Here is a 15,818-nt window from a genome sequence, read left to right on the forward strand (position 1 = left end):
CGTAGCGAGACTGGCTTTTTCATGACCTCAGCGGCCAATACGTCCGGTGCCAATACTTCAGGTGTATTGCCGGCCTCGGTCGATGCGATGCTCGAACTTATGACGTCGCGCGGCTATCTCGCGGAGCGATCGCTGGCGACGGTGACCTATCTGTCGCTGCGCATGGGCCGGCCGCTGTTTCTCGAAGGTGAGGCCGGCGTCGGCAAGACCGAGATCGCAAAGGTGCTGTCGGCGGCGCTCGGACGGAAACTGATCCGGCTCCAGTGCTACGAGGGCCTCGACGTCTCCTCCGCGGTCTACGAGTGGAACAGCGCCGCGCAGATGATCGCGATCCGGATGGCGGAAGCCGCCGGCGACACCGATCGCGATCAATTGTCGTCCGACATCTTCGCCGACCGCTACATGATCAAGCGTCCGCTGCTCCAGGCGCTGGAGCCCGACGTTGCGGGACCGCCGGTTCTGCTGATCGACGAGCTCGACCGCGCCGACGAGGCGTTCGAGGCGTATCTCCTCGAAATCCTCAGCGACTTCCAGGTGACGATTCCCGAATTCGGCACCGTGAAGGCGCCGCACCCGCCGATCGTGATCATCACCTCCAACCGCACCCGCGAGATTCACGACGCGCTGAAGCGGCGCTGTCTCTATCACTGGGTCGATTATCCCGCCGCCGACCGCGAGCTCGCGATCGTCAAATCGCGCGTGCCGGGCATCTCGGCAAAGCTGTCGCAGCAGGTCGTTCGCTTCGTGCAGGCGCTGCGCAACCAGGATTTCTACAAGTCGCCGGGTGTCGCCGAGACCATCGATTGGGCCACCGCACTGTCAGAGCTCGACGCCCGCTCGCTGACCCCGCAAGTGGTCGGCGACACGCTGGGCGCGCTGCTCAAGTATCAGGACGACATCACCCGCATGCAGGGCGACACCCTGCAAAAGGTGCTGAAGGAAGCGACGAGCGAGAATTGACGCGCGTGCGTCACGACTGAACTCGTCATTCGGCGCGCCGCGACGGAATGACGAGTGAGAGTGCTGAACCATGGCCATCAACCACCTGGCGCCCGAGCAAACCGAGCAGTTTGCCGACAACATCGTCGGCTTCGCTCGCGCGCTGCGTTCGGCCGGCATGCCGGTGGGCCCGGGTGCGGTGATCGATGCCATGAGCGCGCTCCAGGTGATCGACATCGGCAACCGCGCCGACGTCTTCACCACGCTGGAGGCGATCTTCGTCAAGCGCCATGAGCATGCGCTGGTCTTCAAGCAGGCCTTCAACCTGTTCTTCCGCGCCTCGGAAGAGTGGAAGCACATGCTGGATTCGGTGCCGCTGCCGGAGCAGGCCAAGAAGAAGCCGCAGGCCGGCTCCCGCCGCGTGCAGGAGGCGATGTCGCAGCCGCGAATGACCGAGACACCGCAGCACCAGGAGCAGGATCTGCGCCTGTCGGTCTCCGACAAGGAGATCCTTCAGAAGAAGGATTTTGCGCAGATGAGCGCGGCGGAGATCACCGAAGCGCTCCGCGCCATCGAGCGGATGCGGCTGCCGCAGGCCGAGCTGCTGACGCGTCGGCATCGGCCCGATCTGCATGGCCTGCGCATCGATTTGCGTCGCACGCTGCGCGCATCCTTGCGGACCGGCGGCGAGATCATCGACATCCATCGCCTCGGGCGGATCGAGAAGCCGGCGCCGATCGTGGCGCTGCTCGATATCTCGGGCTCGATGAGCGAGTACACCCGCCTGTTCCTGCATTTTCTCCATGCCGTCGGCGACGCCCGCAAGCGCGTCTCGGTGTTCCTGTTCGGCACCCGGCTTACCAACGTCACCCGGGCGCTGCGCCAGCGCGATCCTGATGAGGCGCTGGCGAGCTGCTCGGCCTCGGTCGAGGACTGGGCCGGCGGCACAAGGATCTCGGCCTCGCTGCACAACTTCAACAAATTGTGGGCGCGGCGCGTGCTGAGCCAGGGCGCCATCGTGCTGCTGATCTCCGACGGACTGGAGCGGGAGGCCGATTCCAAGCTCGCCTTCGAGATGGACCGGCTGCATCGGTCCTGCAGGCGGCTGATCTGGCTCAATCCACTGCTGCGGTTCGGCGGGTTCGAGGCCAAGGCGCAGGGCATTAAAATGATGCTCCCGCACGTTGACGAATTCCGTCCCGTGCATAATTTGAGTTCAATTCACGAGCTGGTCAGCACGCTCTCCCGGCCGCTGCCGCCGCATCACCGCAGCCTGATCCGCTCCGCAGCCTGAGAGGCAAAGCCATGCTCGATCGCGACGAGGATATTCTGAAGGCGGCGGAGGACTGGCAGAAGGCCGGCCGTGGCGTCGCGCTGGCGACTGTGGTGGAGACCTGGGGCTCGGCCCCGCGTCCGGCGGGCTCGAGCCTCGTCATCAACGACGAAGGCACCTTCCTGGGCTCGGTCTCCGGCGGCTGCGTCGAGGGCGCTGTGGTCACCGAGGCCATGGACGTGATCCAGAGCGGCAAGCCGAGGATGCTGGAGTTCGGCGTCGCCGACGAGACCGCCTGGAATGTCGGGCTGTCCTGCGGCGGCACCATCCGCGTTTTCGTCGAGAAGGTCGGCTAGCCGTGAAGCTCGCAATTTTGCACGAACTCAACGTAGAGCGCGCAGCGCGCCGCCCTGCGATCCTGGTGACAGACACCGAGAACGGCGAGCAGCGCCTGGTGAAATCCGCGGATTTCGCCAAAGACCCGCTGCACGCCGAACTCGACAAGCAGCTTCGCATGGGCAAGAGCGGCAATGTCGAGGCCGGCGGCAAAAAACTGTTCCTCAACGTCTACGCGCCGACCGCGAAGCTCGTCATCATCGGCGCGGTCCATATCAGCCAGGCCCTGGCGCCGCTGGCACGCTCGCTCGGCTACGACGTCACCGTGGTCGATCCCCGCACAGCCTTTGCAAGCCCGGAGCGCTTCCCTGATATCCCGCTGGTCGCCGAATGGCCCGACACCGCGCTGCCGCCGCTCAATGTCGATGCCTACACGGCTTTCGTCGCGGTGACGCACGATCCCAAGATCGACGATCCCGCGCTGCTGCACGCCTTCGAGCGCAACTGCTTCTATATCGGCGCGCTCGGTTCGCGGAAGACGCATGCCAAGCGCGGCGACCGGCTGCGCGCGCAGGGTGCCAAGGATACTGACATCGCGCGCATCCGCGCGCCCATCGGGCTTGCGATCGGTGCGGTCTCACCGTCGGAGATCGCGGTGTCGATCATGGCCGAGATCACGGCGGTGCTTCGGCTACCTCCGAAAGAAAAAGAAGAAGCGGCATGAAGTTCGGACCGGCGAGCCCCAAGGATGCGATCGGCGGGGTGACCGTCCACACCCTGCGCCAGGGTGCGCTGGTGCTGAAGAAGGGTACGACGATCGGCGCTGCCGAGGTCGAGGCGTTGACGCGCGCCGGCATTAAGGACGTCGTGGTGGTGCGCATGGAGGAGGGCGACGTCTCCGAGGACGTTGCGGCCGCCGGCATCGCGCTTGCCATCGGCGGCGAGGGCATCCATGTCGAGCGCGCCTTCACCGGCCGTGCCAATCTGTTCGCCGCAAGTCCGGGCGTGCTGGTGATCGACCGCGCCGCGGTGGACCGCATCAACAATATCGACGAAGCCATCACCTTCGCGACGCTCACGGCCTACAAGCCGGTGGTCGAGGGCGAGATGGTCGGCACCGTCAAGATCATCCCGTTCGGCGTCGAAGGGAATTTGCGCGATGCCGCGGTGAAGGCCGCTGGCCACGACGTGCTGAAGATCGCGCCCTACGTCATCAAGCGCGTCGGCGTCGTTTCGACGCTGCTGCCGGGTCTCTCTTCGAAGGTGATCGACAAGACGCTGCGCGTCACCGCCGAGCGGCTCGCGCCGGCGGGTGCCAGCATCATCGCGGAGCGGCGGGTCCAGCACGACGAGCGTGCGCTGTCGGCCGCGATCAAGGAATTGCTCGGCCTTGGCGCCGAGCTCGTCATCGTGTTCGGGGCCTCCGCGATCGCCGACCGCCGCGATGTGATCCCGGCCGCCGTCACCGGGATCGGCGGCGAGATCGAGCATTTCGGCATGCCGGTCGATCCAGGCAACCTTCTGCTGATCGCGCGCGCCGGCGGCGTGCCGGTGCTGGGCGCGCCGGGCTGCGCGCGCTCGCCGGTCGAGAACGGGTTTGACTGGGTGCTGATGCGGCTGCTCGCCGGCATCAAGGTGACGCGGTCCGAGCTGATGGGCATGGGCGTCGGCGGCCTGCTGATGGAGATCGTGACGCGGCCGCAGCCGCGGGCCAAGCCCGAGATCGAAGGCAACAGCAATATCGCAGCCATCGTGCTCGCGGCGGGCCGCTCGACCCGGATGGGCGGGCCGAACAAGCTCTTGGCCGAGCTCGACGGCAAGAAGCTGGTGCGGATCGCGACCGAGCAGGCGCTGGCCTCAAAGGCATCCGAGGTGATCGTCGTCACCGGCCATCAGACCGATCTGGTCGAGCAGGCGCTGCAAGGCCTGAAGGTGCGCTTCGTCAAGAATCCGGATTTCGCCGGCGGTATCGCAAGCTCGGTCAAATCAGGCATCGCGGCCGTGCCTGAGGCCTGCGACGGTGCCGTGGTTTGTCTCGGCGACATGCCGCTGATCGACGCCGGCCTGATCGACCGCCTCATTGACGGCTTTGCGCCGGATCGCGGCAACCTCATCGTCGTGCCCGTCAGCGATGGTCGTCGCGGCAATCCCGTGCTGTGGGCGCGCCGCTTCTTCAAGGAGTTGATGGCGCTCGACGGCGACGTCGGCGCGCGGCATTTGATCGCCAAGCACACCGAGGCCGTCGCTGAAGTGACCGTCGACGGCGAGGGCGCCTTCCTCGACATCGACACGCCGCAGGCGCTGGAAGCGGCGCGGCGGGGATAGTGCCTTAGGGTGGGCAAAGCGAAAGCGTGCCCGCGAATTCCAGATTGCGCTACGGACAGATGGTGGGCACGGCGCTTCGCGCCTTTGCCGGCCCTACAGCAGGTCCACCGCTCGCCTATTTCTTGGTGTTCGAGAGTTTCTCGCTCGCGGCCTTCAGATTGACGCCGCTCTTCGTCAGCAAGGCCTTGTCGCCACTGGCGAACGTGAACGTGTCGGCGCCCACGCTGATGCCGTTCCAGGCGATGGCTTCGGCGAGCGACAGATACCACAATCCCTGGAAGCCCGTATTATTGTTGAGCTGTCCGGTCCAGACGGCCGTCGAACCGCAGCCGACGAAGTTGACGCTGAAGCTGATGGCCGTTCCTGTGTTGCCGGACGCGAGCCAACCCGTCGCGCCCTGCGGCTTGCCTTCGTCGCAGCTGTTCGCCGCGTTATTGGTGTAGGTCCCGGCCATCGCTCCCGTATTCGAGTTGTAGCTTGTGATGGCGAGCGTCGATCCGTACTGGTTGGTCCAGGTCCAGTTCACCGCCTGCGCATGCAGTTGTCCGATCAGGCACACCGACGCAAGCATTCCCAGAAGCATTCGATTGATTTGACGCATGGTCGTTTCCTCCGGCCTCTGCTTGGAGCTCGTCCCCTGCAACCACTTTAAATGAAGAGGTTTAGCTTTACAACTAAAAGATGTATATATTGACTCGTTCGTGCCGCGCGGCTTTTCAACCACTCGTTCACCATCTGGAAACGACCGGCGCTTACAGTCCTCTCCACCTGCCTTGGGGGGAGGGGTTTTTCCATGACTTCGAACGTTGTCGCGCGTCGCTGCGCGATGTTTTTCTTTGCGCTGTCGGTTTGTATCGCGGGCGCTCGCCACATCACGGATGCGCATGCTGCAGGCGCCATTGCGGTCGGCAAATGCGGGGCCTATGGCCAGGCCTTCGACTACGGTGCCGAGCACGAGGCCCGTGCAGCTGCGCAGAAGCAGTGCAAGGGCGACTGCACGACGGTGACGATGAAGCGCGCCTGCGCTGCGATGTCGGTCGATCTGTCCAACCCTTGCGGCGCCTATGGCTATGCCGTCAAGCCGAAGATCTCGGCTACGCTGAACGCCGCCACGCGCGAATGCTACAAATTCGGCGGCAAGGAATGCGTGATCCGCGCCTGGGCCTGCGACGCCAAGGGCTAGGCAGAATATCCGGAAAGCCAAAGGGGTGCGCACGCGGACCCATCGTATCGCTCAGTTCTCGACCAAATGCTGGCCGACAGCATACACATGACAGGCGGTGCCCCTGTTCAGGCAGTCCGCGACGGCGTTGTCGCGCGCCTCTGCGGCTGTTCGGCCGGCGGCTGTGCCGCAGCCTCCCTTGTCATTGACGGCAAATGCCTTGGCGTCGCTGCGATAAGTCACATAGCCGGAAAATACCTTCTGGCAGCCGGGCGATAGTCCAGGCGGTGATGGAATCGGGGCAGGCTCCGGCAGATCAATCACGACCGCGGTCGGCAGCTTGAGCTCCGCAAGGAACGATTCCACGACAGGGAGCCAGGTGCTGGACGCAGCCATCGTGATGAGGTCATGGCCATCCGTTCCGAAGGCTGGCAGGATCTGCAATCGCACTGGCGCGCCGCCGGCCGCGTACGCGGCGGACATCTGACGCGCCAGGTCGGGACCGTATGACTGGTCGTTTTCAGCATAGAGCCAGAGAGCGGGCACGCGGGCGGAGCGGCCGAGCGCCGCGACCGTGTCGACGAGACGATCAGGGCTGCAAGCTTCGCCCGGCTTGGCCATCGAGTGGTAACCGCCATCGAAGTTCAGGATACCCACGACCCCAGTCGGATTTCGCTCCGCGACCGCGAGCATGGTAAGTCCGCCAGTCGAATGGCCAAGCAGCAGGATGCGGTCAGGATCGACCCAGGGCTCGCTTCGAACCGCAGCAATCGCCGCAATGGTATCGGCCGCCCCTATGCGCACGGCCGGAAGGTAATCGCAGGGTGTTGGCAGTTTCTCGGAATAGCCTCCTCCCGACAACCCGAAGCCGCGGCGCATGATGGACAAAGTCGCATAGCCGCGCTGCGCCAGGGCGACGGCCGCTGCGTTGAAATTGGTCGGAGTGCGCTTTGCAATGTTGCGGAAGAATGCGTCGTCCCATCCGCCCGGCGTGCCATGGGTCATGACCACCAGCGGAAATCGGCCGGTGCGATCCGGGCGAACGACATAGCTGTCGAGCGTCAAATCCTTACCGGACAGGTTGACGGGCAACAGCATGGGCGCGCTGATCAGACCGGGCAGGAGCCCGCGGTCTTCGGCATGCGCAACGGTGACGAACGACAGAAGCAGCGCGATCAGGATTCGCATACGAAACCCTCGGACTGGGACGCTTGGGCAGTCCTATCATGGCATTGCATGATGTAACGAGTGCGAAGACGATATGGGGAAATCCGATTTGGCCCATGAGGGCTACTCGCCGGACGCAGAAAGTGCGTGAGCCGCCCCTGGGCCGGCGGCGCCGGGGCTGGTCTTCCAGCGCGATGGCGCTAGACTGGCACCATGCAATTCGACACCAAGATCGCGGTCGTGATCCGCACCGACCTGGAAGCCTGGCAGAAGCTCAACGTCGCATCCTTCCTCTCAGGTGGCATCGCGGCCGCCTTTCCCGAATGTATCGGCGAGAATTATGAGGACGGCTCGGGGACGAAATACCTGTCCCTGATCGGTCAGCCGATCCTGATCTACGGCGCCGACGGTGCGGCGCTGACGCGCGCGCTCGATCGTGCGCTGACGCGCAACGTCAAGCCGGCGGTCTATACCGAGGACATGTTCAAGACCACGCATGACGCTGCCAATCGCGAAGCGGTGAGGGCGGTGGCGCGCACCGACCTCAATCTTGTCGGTATCGCCATGCGCGCCGAGCGCAAGGTGATCGACAAGATCGTCGACGGACTCAAGTTCCACAGCTGACGCGTCTTCGCGCGTCGCGTCGTCATCGCGATGTCACGATCGCGCAAGGGCTTGCGTAAACTTTGTGCGGTTTGACCCCAATCAAAGGGCGCGCCGCCCGGCATCGCTAGTCTGCTTTGCATAATGCAAAGGAGCAGACCGATGCCGACCATGAAAGCCGCAATCGTCAGACAATTCGGCAAGCCACTGGTGATCGAGGATGTCCCGGTGCCGCAGCCCGGTCCCGGCGAGGTTCTGGTCAAGGTGAAGGCGTGTGGCGTCTGTCACACCGACCTGCACGCCGCCTCCGGTGACTGGCCGGTGAAGCCGGTTCCGCCCTTCATCCCCGGTCATGAGGTGGCCGGCATCGTTGCTGCCCTCGGGCCCGGCGTGAAAAATCTGAAAGTCGGCGATGCCGTCGGTGTCGCCTGGCTGCATGACGCCTGCATGTCTTGCGAATATTGCGAGACCGGCTGGGAGACGCTGTGCGAGCACCAGCACAACACCGGCTACAGCGTGAATGGCGGTTTCGCCGAATATGTCATCGCCTCGGCGGCCTTCGCGGCAAAACTGCCGGCGACGATCGACTTCGCCGCCATCGCGCCGATCCTGTGCGCCGGCGTCACCACCTACAAGGGATTGAAGGAAACGGAAGCAAGGCCCGGCGAGTGGGTGGTGATCTCGGGCGTCGGCGGGCTCGGCCACGTCGCGATCCAGTACGCCAAGGCGATGGGGCTCAAGGTCGTGGCCGTCGATATCGCCGAGGACAAGCTGAAGCTCGCACGGGAAGCCGGCGCCGATCTCGCGGTCAACGCGCTCGCGGCCGATGCCGTGGACAAGGTGTTGGCGGCGACCGGAGGCGGGGCGCATGGCGTGCTGGTGACGGCGGTCTCGACCGCCGCCTTCGCCCAGGCGCTGAAGATGGTGCGCCGGAAGGGCACCGTCAGCCTCGTTGGCCTGCCGCCGGGTGAATTCCCGACGCCGATCTTCGACGTCGTGCTCAAGCGCATCACCGTGCGCGGCTCCATCGTCGGCACACGCCGCGATCTGGATGAGGCCATCGCATTCGCCACCGACGGCAAGGTCAAGGCCGAGGTGACCAAGGTGCCGCTTGCGCAAATCAACGACGTCTTCGAGCGCATGAAGGCCGGCAAGATCGACGGCCGCGTGGTGCTGGACTTTGGCTAAAGCGTTTTCGAGCGAAGTGGCCGCCGGTTCGCGTAAAGAAAACGCGTCAGAACATGAATCGATCGCCTCACCCCGGCGGCATGCCTGCGAATTTCGGCAGGTCGGGGTCGAGACGATCCCAGTCATGCCCGCGCGCGGCATAAGTCACCACCTGCGGCTTGTAGCGGGCAGGCTCGTCGAGGCTTGCGGCGCGGATGGTGAAGATGTCGGGCATGGCGGCAAAGGTCAAATAGACCGGCACGCCGCACTGCGTGCAGAAGCCGCGCGTCTTCACATTGCCGCTGTCGCCGACCATGTCCCAGTGCTTCGCGTCGCCCGTCACCGTGACGCCGGCGCGCGCGAAGGTCATGTACGAGCCGTGGCCGCCGCCGCTTTCGCGCTGGCAGTCCCGACACTGGCAATGATTGCTGAACAGGGGCTCACCGGTGATCGCATAGCGGATCGCGCCGCAAGCGCAGCCGCCGGTAAAGGGTTTTGTCATCGCGATAACTCCTTAACTCTCTTCGCCGCTGATCTCGTCGAGCTGTCTGACGACCTTCTTCCAGCCGCCGCTCATGACCGTGTAGGCGGACTCGTTCTTCGGCAGGACGAAGCCCGCATGCACGAGACGGATCCGCGTGCCGGCCTCGACCGGCGTGAGGGACCAAGTGACGACGGTGTCGAGCGGCGCGCCGTAGCCGGTGTTGCGCGCATCGCCACCCGTCCAGGCGTAGACGAGGCGCCTGAAAGCCACGACCTCCAGAACCCGGCAATGAATGACGCCGTCCCAGTTGCCGCCCGGTTTGGTCTGGAAGGTGAAGGTGTTGCCTTCGACGGCTTCAAACCCGGTCGGTGGCATCAGCCAGCGCGCGATCAGCTGGGCGCTGGTCAGCGCCTTCCAGACCGTCTCGGGCGCATGCGGGAGCACCTCGTCGATGACGATGTCTTTTGTCTCGGCTTTCAACGCGGCTGCACTCACGGATCGATCTCCTTCAAAAGGTCACGCAGGTTCTGGAAGCGCTCGCGCCAGAAGACGCCGTAATGATCCATCCACGTGACCAGCGGTTCGAGTCCTTGCGGCGCGGCGCGGTAATAGACGTTGCGGCCCTCGGCGCGCTCGGCGACGAGGCCGGCCTGCTTGAGCGATTTCAGGTGCTGCGAGATCGCGCCTTGGGTGACGCCGCTGCCGCGCGTCAGCTCGGCAACGCTGATCTCCTCGCTCCCGAACACGCGCTCGAACACGGCGCGGCGGGTCGGATCGGCGAGGGCGCGCATCACGATGGTCACAGGGTTCGGGGCGGCTTCGATCATGGCAATTCAATTAGCGATGGCTAATGCATTAGTCAATACTAATCCGTTGCGGCGCCATCGCGTGCGATGTTGTTGACTATGACTGACCAGTCAGTCATAAATGTAGAATGACGAAGAAGCTGACCAAACTCGCCACGTCGTCAGCATCTCGCGCCAATGCGAAGGGTGCTGCGTCCGCTGGCGGCGAAGAGGCACCTGCATCGAACCGCGCCACGCGCGCGGCGGAGCGGCGGGCTGCGATCGTGGACGCTGCGATGGAGGAGTTCATCGCGCGCGGCTTTGCCGCGACGCGGCTCGACGACATTGCGAAGCGCGCAGGCGTCGCGAAGGGCACGATCTACCTGCACTTCAGGGATAAGGAATCGATGTTCGAGGAACTGGTGCGCACCGTGATCGTGCCCGTCGTAGCGAAGCTCAATGCGCTGCCGCCGCCGACAGGCTCGGTGCGCGATCTCGTCGAGGCCTTCGCCGGCAATTTTTTGAAAGAGGTGATCGGCACCAGGCGCGGCGATCTGGTGCGCTTGATCGTGGCGGAGGGGCCGCGCTTTCCGTCCGTGGCCGATTTCTACTACCGCGAGGTCGTCTCGCGCGGGATTGCCGGCATGCGTGCGCTGATCGAGCTCGGCATTGCCCGCGGCGAGATCCGTGAAAAAGACCTCGCGCGCTATCCGCAGATTCTGGTCGCGCCGGCGATGATCGCCGTGATCTGGCAGAGCCTGTTTGCGCGCCACGCACCGCTCGATGCGCAGGACATGCTGCGCGTCCATCTCGATTTGATTTTTGGCGAACGGAGGACGACATGAGGTCGTCACGGATTATGTCTCACCTCATCCTGAGGAGCGCGGAACGCGCGTCTCGAAGGATGCAGGCCCGGCTGTGGCTCCTCGCCCTTCGAGACGCTGCTTCGCAGCTCCTCAGGGTGAGGGGGCGACAGCGGTATGCGCTGCGCCTCTGTGCGATCGCGGTTCTGGTCCTCGCGACCGGCCTTGCCGGCTGCAAGGAGAAGCGCGATCCCGGTTTCCAGGGCTGGGTCGAGGCCGACATGATTTTCGTCAGCCCGGACGAAGCGGGCCGGGTGACGAAGCTCAACATTCGTGAAGGCGACGAGGTCAAGGTCGGCGATGCCCTCTATTCCGTCGACGACGATCTCCAGCTCGCCGATCTTAACCAGAACAAGGCGACGCTTGCGAATGCGCAGCAGACTTATGATCGCGCGGCCTCGCTGAGCAAGACCGGCTCGGGCACGCAGGCCAATCTCGACTCCGCGGTGTCCTCCTTGCGCGTCGCGGAAGCGCGGGTGGTGACGTCGGAGACGCGTTTGGCGCGGCGCAAGGGCTCCGCCCCGGTCGCCGGCACGATCCAGCAGATCTACTTCCGCGAGGGCGAGATGGTGGCAGCGCAGCGGCCGGTGCTCTCGATCATGCCGCCCGGCAACATGAAGCTGCGCTTCTTCGTCCCCGAGACCGAGCTGCCGAAGCTTGCGATCGGCGACACCGTGCGGATCGCCTGCGATAATTGCGCGGCCGATCTTACCGCAAAGATCTATTTCATCGCGACCTCGGCCGAATACACCCCGCCTGTCATCTACAGCCTCGAAGAGCGCAACAAGCTCGTCTATCTCATCCAGGCTCGGCCCGCGCGCCCCGATGCCTTGCGCGTGGGGCAGCCGATCGACGTCTATCTCAATCCCAAAACGCCGGTGGCGGACAAGCGATGAGCGGCCCCCCCGGCAACGGCATCGCGATCGACGTCAAGGGCCTGACGAAATCGTTCGGCGGTCGCGAGGTCGTGCACGATTTGTCGATGCAGGTGAAGCGCGGCTCGATCTACGGCTTCCTCGGTCCCAATGGTTCGGGCAAGACCACGACCATCCGCATCCTCTGCGGCCTGCTGACGCCCGACAGCGGCGAGGGCACCTGCCTCGGCTACGACATCTTGCGCGATGCCGACAAGATCAAGCGCCAGGTCGGCTACATGACCCAGCGCTTCAGCCTGTATCAGGACCTGTCGGTCCGCGAAAACCTCGAATTCGTCGCGCGGCTCTATGGTCTGGCGGATGCGCGCGGCGCGGCGCGCGAGATGATCAAGCGGCTCGGCCTCTCGGGCCGCGAGGAGCAGCTCGCGGGCGAGCTCTCCGGCGGCTGGAAGCAGCGTCTGGCGCTTGGCGCCTGCACGCTGCCCAGTCCAAAGCTGTTGCTGCTGGATGAGCCGACGGCTGGCGTCGATCCCAAGGCGCGGCGTGATTTCTGGAACGAGATCCACGCGCTCGCAGCGGATGGACTCACCGTACTGGTCTCGACCCATTACATGGACGAGGCAGAACGTTGTCACGAGATCGCTTACATCGCCTACGGCCATCTGCTGACGCATGGCACGGTGGAGGAGGTGATCGCAGGATCGGCGCTATCGACCTACACGGTGACCGGCGAGGACTTGAACGAGCTCACGGCCGCGCTCACAGGCAAGCCCGGCGTGGACATGGTGGCGCCGTTCGGCACATCGCTGCACGTGTCTGGCCGCGATGTCGCCGCGCTCGAAGCCAGCATCGGGCCGTGGCGCGACAAGAGCAACCTGCACTGGCACCAATCGGCGCCGTCGCTGGAAGACGTGTTCATCGAATTGATGGGCCGCTCCAAGGACAATTTCCAATGAGCGCCGTCGAGCATCCAGCACACGAAATCCGGGATCGCTTCGGCTTCTGGAAGCGCTCCTATGCGATGCTGATCAAGGAGTTCATCCAGCTCAAGCGCGACCGCGTCTCGTTCGCGATGATCGTGATGCTGCCGGTGATGCAGCTGCTGCTGTTCGGCTATGCCATCAACACCACGCCGCATAATCTGCCGAGCGCGGTGCTGCTCCAGGAGGATTCCGATCTCGCCCGTTCGGTGCTGAAGGCGCTGGAGAACACGAAATATTTCCGCTTCCTCTACGAGGTGCACGACGTCGAGGAGTTCGACAATCTGCTGAAATCCGGCAAGGTGCTGTTCGGCGTCGAGATCCCGCGCGGCTTCGAGCGGGCGGTTCGGCGGGGCGACAAGCCCGCGCTGCTGGTTGCGGCCGATGCCACCGATCCGGTGGCGGCCAGCGCCGCGATCGGCTCGCTTGGCATGGTCGTGCAGACGGCGCTCAAACACGATCTCTATATCGGCGATCCCCCGGAAATGCCGTTCGAGATCCGCGCCCATGCGCGCTACAATCCGGCGGCGTCCTCCAGCCTCAACATCGTGCCGGGCCTTGTCGGCACCATTTTGACCATGACCATGCTGATCTTCACCGCGCTCTCGGTCACGCGCGAGGTCGAACGCGGCACCATGGAGGCGCTGCTGTCGATGCCGATCAAGCCGGTCGAAGTGATGTTCGGCAAGATCATCCCTTATGTGCTGGTCGGTTTCGTTCAGGCCTTTCTCATCATCGGCATCGGCGTGTTGCTGTTCGGCGTGCCCGTGCTCGGCAATCTGTTCCTGCTGGCGCTGCTCTCGACGCTGTTCATCGCCACCAATCTGTCGATCGGCTACACCATCTCGACGGTGGTGCAGAACCAGTTGCAGGCCATGCAGATGGCCATGATGTTCTTCCTGCCGAGCATTCTGCTGTCCGGCTTCATGTTCCCGTTCGCCGGCATGCCGGCCTGGGCGCAATATGTCGGCGAATGCCTGCCCTTGACGCATTATTTGCGCATCGTTCGCGCCATCATGCTGAAGGGAGCCACGATGCAGAATCTGCGCTTCGACGCGCTGGCGCTGGCAATCCTGATGCTGGTCGCCATGACCATCGCCGTGACGCGCTTCCGCCGCACGCTGGATTGAGGCAAACTGCCCCTGAATCGAGGGGGTGAAATGGTCAGCTTTGCGAGCAGGAAGACGCGGCAGGACGCCGCTCTGTCGGAGGATTTCGAGCGCGAGCTGACCCGGGAGGTGCTGCGCACCGAGCTGTTGCGGGTGAGGGCGCTGATCACGACGGGCTGCGTCATTATCTTGTTCCTGACAGCGACCTACCTGATCGACCCGGTTCTCGTGAACCGGGTCTGGCGCGGGACGGAGGGCCTCGTTCGTGAATACGCCCTCCTGGCGGGCTTCATCCTCTTCGAGGCCTGGGTCCATAGCCAGATCAGGCGAAACCTCAAGCTCGATCGCGACCTCCCGGTGATCAGGCGCTATATCGGCGCTTTCATCGAAACGTCGCTGCCGACGGTCATCCTGATCCTGCAGATTCGCAGCATGGGTGCTGCGCCTGCGCTCGGCTTCGTGCTGCCATTGGTTTATTTCATCTTCGTCATTCTTTCGACGCTGCGGCTCGATTTCTGGCTGTCCACCTTCACGGGATTTGTGGCCGCAGCCGAACTCCTGACCGTCGCGCTGTATTACAATTCGGCGAGCGACACTGGCGAACCGCTGATCTACTTTCACGCCGTGCGCAGCACCATCATCCTGATCTGCGGCGTGCTCGCGGGCGCCGTCGGCGCGCGCTTGCGGCGGCAATTTGCCGCGAGCATTGCGGCGGCCACCGCGCGCGACCGCGTCACCAATCTGTTCGGCCAACACGTCTCGCCGCAGGTGGTGGAGCAGCTGATGGCGGCGGGGACGAGCACCGGCGGCGACCTCCGCCGCGTCGCCGTGATGTTCGTCGATTTCCGCGGCTTCACTGCGGGTGCGCAGTCGCGCACCCCGCAGGAGGTGGTTGACCGCCTCGACGGCGCCTTCGCCGTGCTGGTCGACATCCTCGACCGCGAGGGCGGCATCGTGAACAAGTTTCTCGGCGATGGTTTTCTCGCGCTGTTCGGCGCGCCGCTGGAGGCCTCCGATGCCGCGCACCGCGCGGTTGCCGCCGGCCGCGAGATGCTGACTGCGATGGATCGCATCAACGCGGAGACGAGCTGGCCGCTGCGGATCGGAATCGGCATCCATTTCGGCGAGGTCGTCGCCGGCAATATCGGCTCGCCCCGCCGCAAGGAATACACGGTGATTGGCGACACCGTGAACTTCGCCTCGCGGCTGGAGGCGCTCAATAAGGAATTCGGCTCGCAGTTCCTGATCTCCGCGTCCGTGCGTGAGGCGCTTGGCGACGACGGCAAGGATGCTGTCGCGCTCGGCGAGGTCACGGTGCGCGGTTACGAGCAACCGGTCGCCGTGTTTCAACTGGGGTGAGGGGGCCGCTCTCGTTTCGTTGAAGGCGCGTGATGAAATATCGCGCGGGAATATCCGCTCCTGCACTCAGGAGGTCGAAAACGCTCGGCTTCCGTTTGTCACGCGGAGAAGATCCATGACCCGATTGCCCCTTGTTGCAGCTGTCCTGCTCGCCGCCGCCGTCTACCAAACCCAGGCCGCCGCCGCCCCGCGCCGCGCTCCTCCGCAGGCGACTGCGGACTGCGTGAGGGCTCCGGCGGAGGGCGCGTATGCCTCGGCGCCCTACACGCAGCCGCCCTGCATGCCGAAGACCACGAACTGAGATCAAGGCAGGCGAGACCGGGCTGGAGAAACCGCCAGCCCGGTCTTGCGTCTCGCAGCGCTCGGTATCCCGGTAGTGCTTGACTCCGTT

At 64.5% G+C, this 15,818-nt stretch carries 19 protein-coding genes; 14 read left to right on the forward strand and 5 right to left on the reverse strand.

Going from position 1 to position 15,818, the window contains the following annotated elements; all coding sequences use genetic code 11:
• Positions 1-21: 21 nt before the first annotated feature.
• The 5 genes from BMW89_RS17580 (at position 22) to BMW89_RS17600 (ending at position 4,873) form a co-directional block, all read left to right on the forward strand.
• A complete protein-coding gene (locus BMW89_RS17580; protein WP_092028249.1) occupies positions 22-960 on the forward strand; it encodes an AAA family ATPase in 939 nt (312 codons plus the stop codon).
• 70 nt (positions 961-1,030) lie between these two features.
• Positions 1,031-2,233 (forward strand): vWA domain-containing protein, encoded by a 1,203-nt coding sequence (locus tag BMW89_RS17585; RefSeq protein WP_092028250.1) that lies wholly within the window; start codon positions 1,031-1,033, stop codon positions 2,231-2,233.
• Between the two features lie 11 nt (positions 2,234-2,244).
• Positions 2,245-2,568 (forward strand): XdhC family protein, encoded by a 324-nt coding sequence (locus BMW89_RS17590; RefSeq protein WP_007602422.1) that lies wholly within the window; start codon positions 2,245-2,247, stop codon positions 2,566-2,568.
• Positions 2,569-2,570: 2 nt separating this feature from the next.
• Positions 2,571-3,272, forward strand: a complete 702-nt coding sequence (locus BMW89_RS17595; RefSeq protein ID WP_092028251.1) for an XdhC family protein — start codon at positions 2,571-2,573, stop codon at positions 3,270-3,272.
• On the forward strand, positions 3,269-4,873 hold the full coding sequence (locus BMW89_RS17600) for an NTP transferase domain-containing protein (RefSeq protein ID WP_092028252.1): 1,605 nt from the start codon (positions 3,269-3,271) through the stop codon (positions 4,871-4,873). Before BMW89_RS17595 ends, BMW89_RS17600 begins: the two co-directional genes overlap by 4 nt.
• Positions 4,874-4,988: 115 nt before the next feature.
• Here BMW89_RS17600 and BMW89_RS17605 read toward each other — a convergent pair whose 3' ends face one another.
• Positions 4,989-5,474, reverse strand: a complete 486-nt coding sequence (locus BMW89_RS17605) for an avidin/streptavidin family protein (RefSeq protein WP_092028253.1) — start codon at positions 5,472-5,474, stop codon at positions 4,989-4,991.
• A gap of 192 nt (positions 5,475-5,666) precedes the next feature.
• Here BMW89_RS17605 and BMW89_RS17610 point away from each other — a divergent pair, with 192 nt between their 5' ends.
• Positions 5,667-6,056, forward strand: a complete 390-nt coding sequence (locus BMW89_RS17610) for a DUF4189 domain-containing protein (protein WP_092028254.1) — start codon at positions 5,667-5,669, stop codon at positions 6,054-6,056.
• A gap of 51 nt (positions 6,057-6,107) precedes the next feature.
• Here the strand turns inward: BMW89_RS17610 and BMW89_RS17615 are convergent, their stop codons facing one another.
• A complete protein-coding gene (locus BMW89_RS17615; RefSeq protein WP_092028255.1) occupies positions 6,108-7,223 on the reverse strand; it encodes an alpha/beta hydrolase family protein in 1,116 nt (371 codons plus the stop codon).
• Between the two features lie 192 nt (positions 7,224-7,415).
• Here BMW89_RS17615 and BMW89_RS17620 point away from each other — a divergent pair, with 192 nt between their 5' ends.
• Both BMW89_RS17620 and adhP read left to right on the forward strand, forming a co-directional pair.
• Positions 7,416-7,826, forward strand: a complete 411-nt coding sequence (locus BMW89_RS17620) for a DUF2000 family protein (protein ID WP_092028256.1) — start codon at positions 7,416-7,418, stop codon at positions 7,824-7,826.
• 141 nt (positions 7,827-7,967) lie between these two features.
• Positions 7,968-8,993 (forward strand): alcohol dehydrogenase AdhP, encoded by a 1,026-nt coding sequence (gene adhP, locus BMW89_RS17625; RefSeq protein WP_092028257.1) that lies wholly within the window; start codon positions 7,968-7,970, stop codon positions 8,991-8,993.
• Between the two features lie 67 nt (positions 8,994-9,060).
• On the opposite strand, the gene BMW89_RS17630 is transcribed toward adhP, so the two are convergent.
• From BMW89_RS17630 to BMW89_RS17640, 3 genes are read right to left on the reverse strand one after another with little or no spacing between them, the layout of a single operon-like run.
• Complete coding sequence (locus tag BMW89_RS17630) at positions 9,061-9,474, reverse strand: GFA family protein (RefSeq protein WP_092028258.1); 414 nt, start codon at positions 9,472-9,474, stop codon at positions 9,061-9,063.
• 12 nt (positions 9,475-9,486) lie between these two features.
• The gene (locus tag BMW89_RS17635) at positions 9,487-9,951 is read right to left on the reverse strand and encodes an SRPBCC family protein (protein WP_092028259.1); all 465 of its coding nucleotides are present in this window, start codon (positions 9,949-9,951) and stop codon (positions 9,487-9,489) included.
• A complete protein-coding gene (locus BMW89_RS17640) occupies positions 9,948-10,283 on the reverse strand; it encodes an ArsR/SmtB family transcription factor (protein ID WP_092028260.1) in 336 nt (111 codons plus the stop codon). The genes BMW89_RS17635 and BMW89_RS17640 overlap by 4 nt, the downstream gene beginning before the upstream one ends.
• A gap of 107 nt (positions 10,284-10,390) precedes the next feature.
• Here BMW89_RS17640 and BMW89_RS17645 point away from each other — a divergent pair, with 107 nt between their 5' ends.
• The 6 genes from BMW89_RS17645 (at position 10,391) to BMW89_RS17670 (ending at position 15,728) form a co-directional block, all read left to right on the forward strand.
• On the forward strand, positions 10,391-11,086 hold the full coding sequence (locus BMW89_RS17645) for a TetR/AcrR family transcriptional regulator (protein WP_092028261.1): 696 nt from the start codon (positions 10,391-10,393) through the stop codon (positions 11,084-11,086).
• On the forward strand, positions 11,083-12,000 hold the full coding sequence (locus BMW89_RS17650; protein ID WP_244547617.1) for an HlyD family secretion protein: 918 nt from the start codon (positions 11,083-11,085) through the stop codon (positions 11,998-12,000). Before BMW89_RS17645 ends, BMW89_RS17650 begins: the two co-directional genes overlap by 4 nt.
• Positions 11,997-12,935: an ABC transporter ATP-binding protein gene (locus BMW89_RS17655; RefSeq protein ID WP_092028262.1), complete on the forward strand. Its 939-nt coding sequence runs from the start codon at positions 11,997-11,999 to the stop codon at positions 12,933-12,935. The genes BMW89_RS17650 and BMW89_RS17655 overlap by 4 nt, the downstream gene beginning before the upstream one ends.
• Positions 12,932-14,089 (forward strand): ABC transporter permease, encoded by a 1,158-nt coding sequence (locus tag BMW89_RS17660; protein WP_092028263.1) that lies wholly within the window; start codon positions 12,932-12,934, stop codon positions 14,087-14,089. Before BMW89_RS17655 ends, BMW89_RS17660 begins: the two co-directional genes overlap by 4 nt.
• A gap of 30 nt (positions 14,090-14,119) precedes the next feature.
• Positions 14,120-15,427 (forward strand): adenylate/guanylate cyclase domain-containing protein, encoded by a 1,308-nt coding sequence (locus tag BMW89_RS17665; protein ID WP_092028264.1) that lies wholly within the window; start codon positions 14,120-14,122, stop codon positions 15,425-15,427.
• A 115-nt stretch (positions 15,428-15,542) separates the two neighbouring features.
• Positions 15,543-15,728, forward strand: a complete 186-nt coding sequence (locus BMW89_RS17670; protein ID WP_092028265.1) for a hypothetical protein — start codon at positions 15,543-15,545, stop codon at positions 15,726-15,728.
• Positions 15,729-15,818: the final 90 nt, after the last annotated feature.

Source organism: Bradyrhizobium sp. OK095, assembly GCF_900109945.1.
GTDB lineage: Bacteria > Pseudomonadota > Alphaproteobacteria > Rhizobiales > Xanthobacteraceae > Bradyrhizobium.

Excerpts from the sequence above, each read along its gene's own strand:
- BMW89_RS17580 (WP_092028249.1), top strand. The coding sequence starts at position 22 with ATGACCTCAGCGGCCAATACGTCCGGTGCCAATACTTCAGGTGTATTG.
- BMW89_RS17585 (WP_092028250.1), top strand. The coding sequence starts at position 1,031 with ATGGCCATCAACCACCTGGCGCCCGAGCAAACCGAGCAGTTTGCCGAC.
- BMW89_RS17590 (WP_007602422.1), top strand. The coding sequence starts at position 2,245 with ATGCTCGATCGCGACGAGGATATTCTGAAGGCGGCGGAGGACTGGCAG.
- BMW89_RS17600 (WP_092028252.1), top strand. The coding sequence starts at position 3,269 with ATGAAGTTCGGACCGGCGAGCCCCAAGGATGCGATCGGCGGGGTGACC.
- BMW89_RS17605 (WP_092028253.1), bottom strand. The coding sequence starts at position 5,474 with ATGCGTCAAATCAATCGAATGCTTCTGGGAATGCTTGCGTCGGTGTGC.
- BMW89_RS17610 (WP_092028254.1), top strand. The coding sequence starts at position 5,667 with ATGACTTCGAACGTTGTCGCGCGTCGCTGCGCGATGTTTTTCTTTGCG.
- BMW89_RS17615 (WP_092028255.1), bottom strand. The coding sequence starts at position 7,223 with ATGCGAATCCTGATCGCGCTGCTTCTGTCGTTCGTCACCGTTGCGCAT.
- BMW89_RS17620 (WP_092028256.1), top strand. The coding sequence starts at position 7,416 with ATGCAATTCGACACCAAGATCGCGGTCGTGATCCGCACCGACCTGGAA.
- adhP (WP_092028257.1), top strand. The coding sequence starts at position 7,968 with ATGCCGACCATGAAAGCCGCAATCGTCAGACAATTCGGCAAGCCACTG.
- BMW89_RS17630 (WP_092028258.1), bottom strand. The coding sequence starts at position 9,474 with ATGACAAAACCCTTTACCGGCGGCTGCGCTTGCGGCGCGATCCGCTAT.
- BMW89_RS17640 (WP_092028260.1), bottom strand. The coding sequence starts at position 10,283 with ATGATCGAAGCCGCCCCGAACCCTGTGACCATCGTGATGCGCGCCCTC.
- BMW89_RS17645 (WP_092028261.1), top strand. The coding sequence starts at position 10,391 with ATGACGAAGAAGCTGACCAAACTCGCCACGTCGTCAGCATCTCGCGCC.
- BMW89_RS17650 (WP_244547617.1), top strand. The coding sequence starts at position 11,083 with ATGAGGTCGTCACGGATTATGTCTCACCTCATCCTGAGGAGCGCGGAA.
- BMW89_RS17655 (WP_092028262.1), top strand. The coding sequence starts at position 11,997 with ATGAGCGGCCCCCCCGGCAACGGCATCGCGATCGACGTCAAGGGCCTG.
- BMW89_RS17660 (WP_092028263.1), top strand. The coding sequence starts at position 12,932 with ATGAGCGCCGTCGAGCATCCAGCACACGAAATCCGGGATCGCTTCGGC.
- BMW89_RS17665 (WP_092028264.1), top strand. The coding sequence starts at position 14,120 with ATGGTCAGCTTTGCGAGCAGGAAGACGCGGCAGGACGCCGCTCTGTCG.
- BMW89_RS17670 (WP_092028265.1), top strand. The coding sequence starts at position 15,543 with ATGACCCGATTGCCCCTTGTTGCAGCTGTCCTGCTCGCCGCCGCCGTC.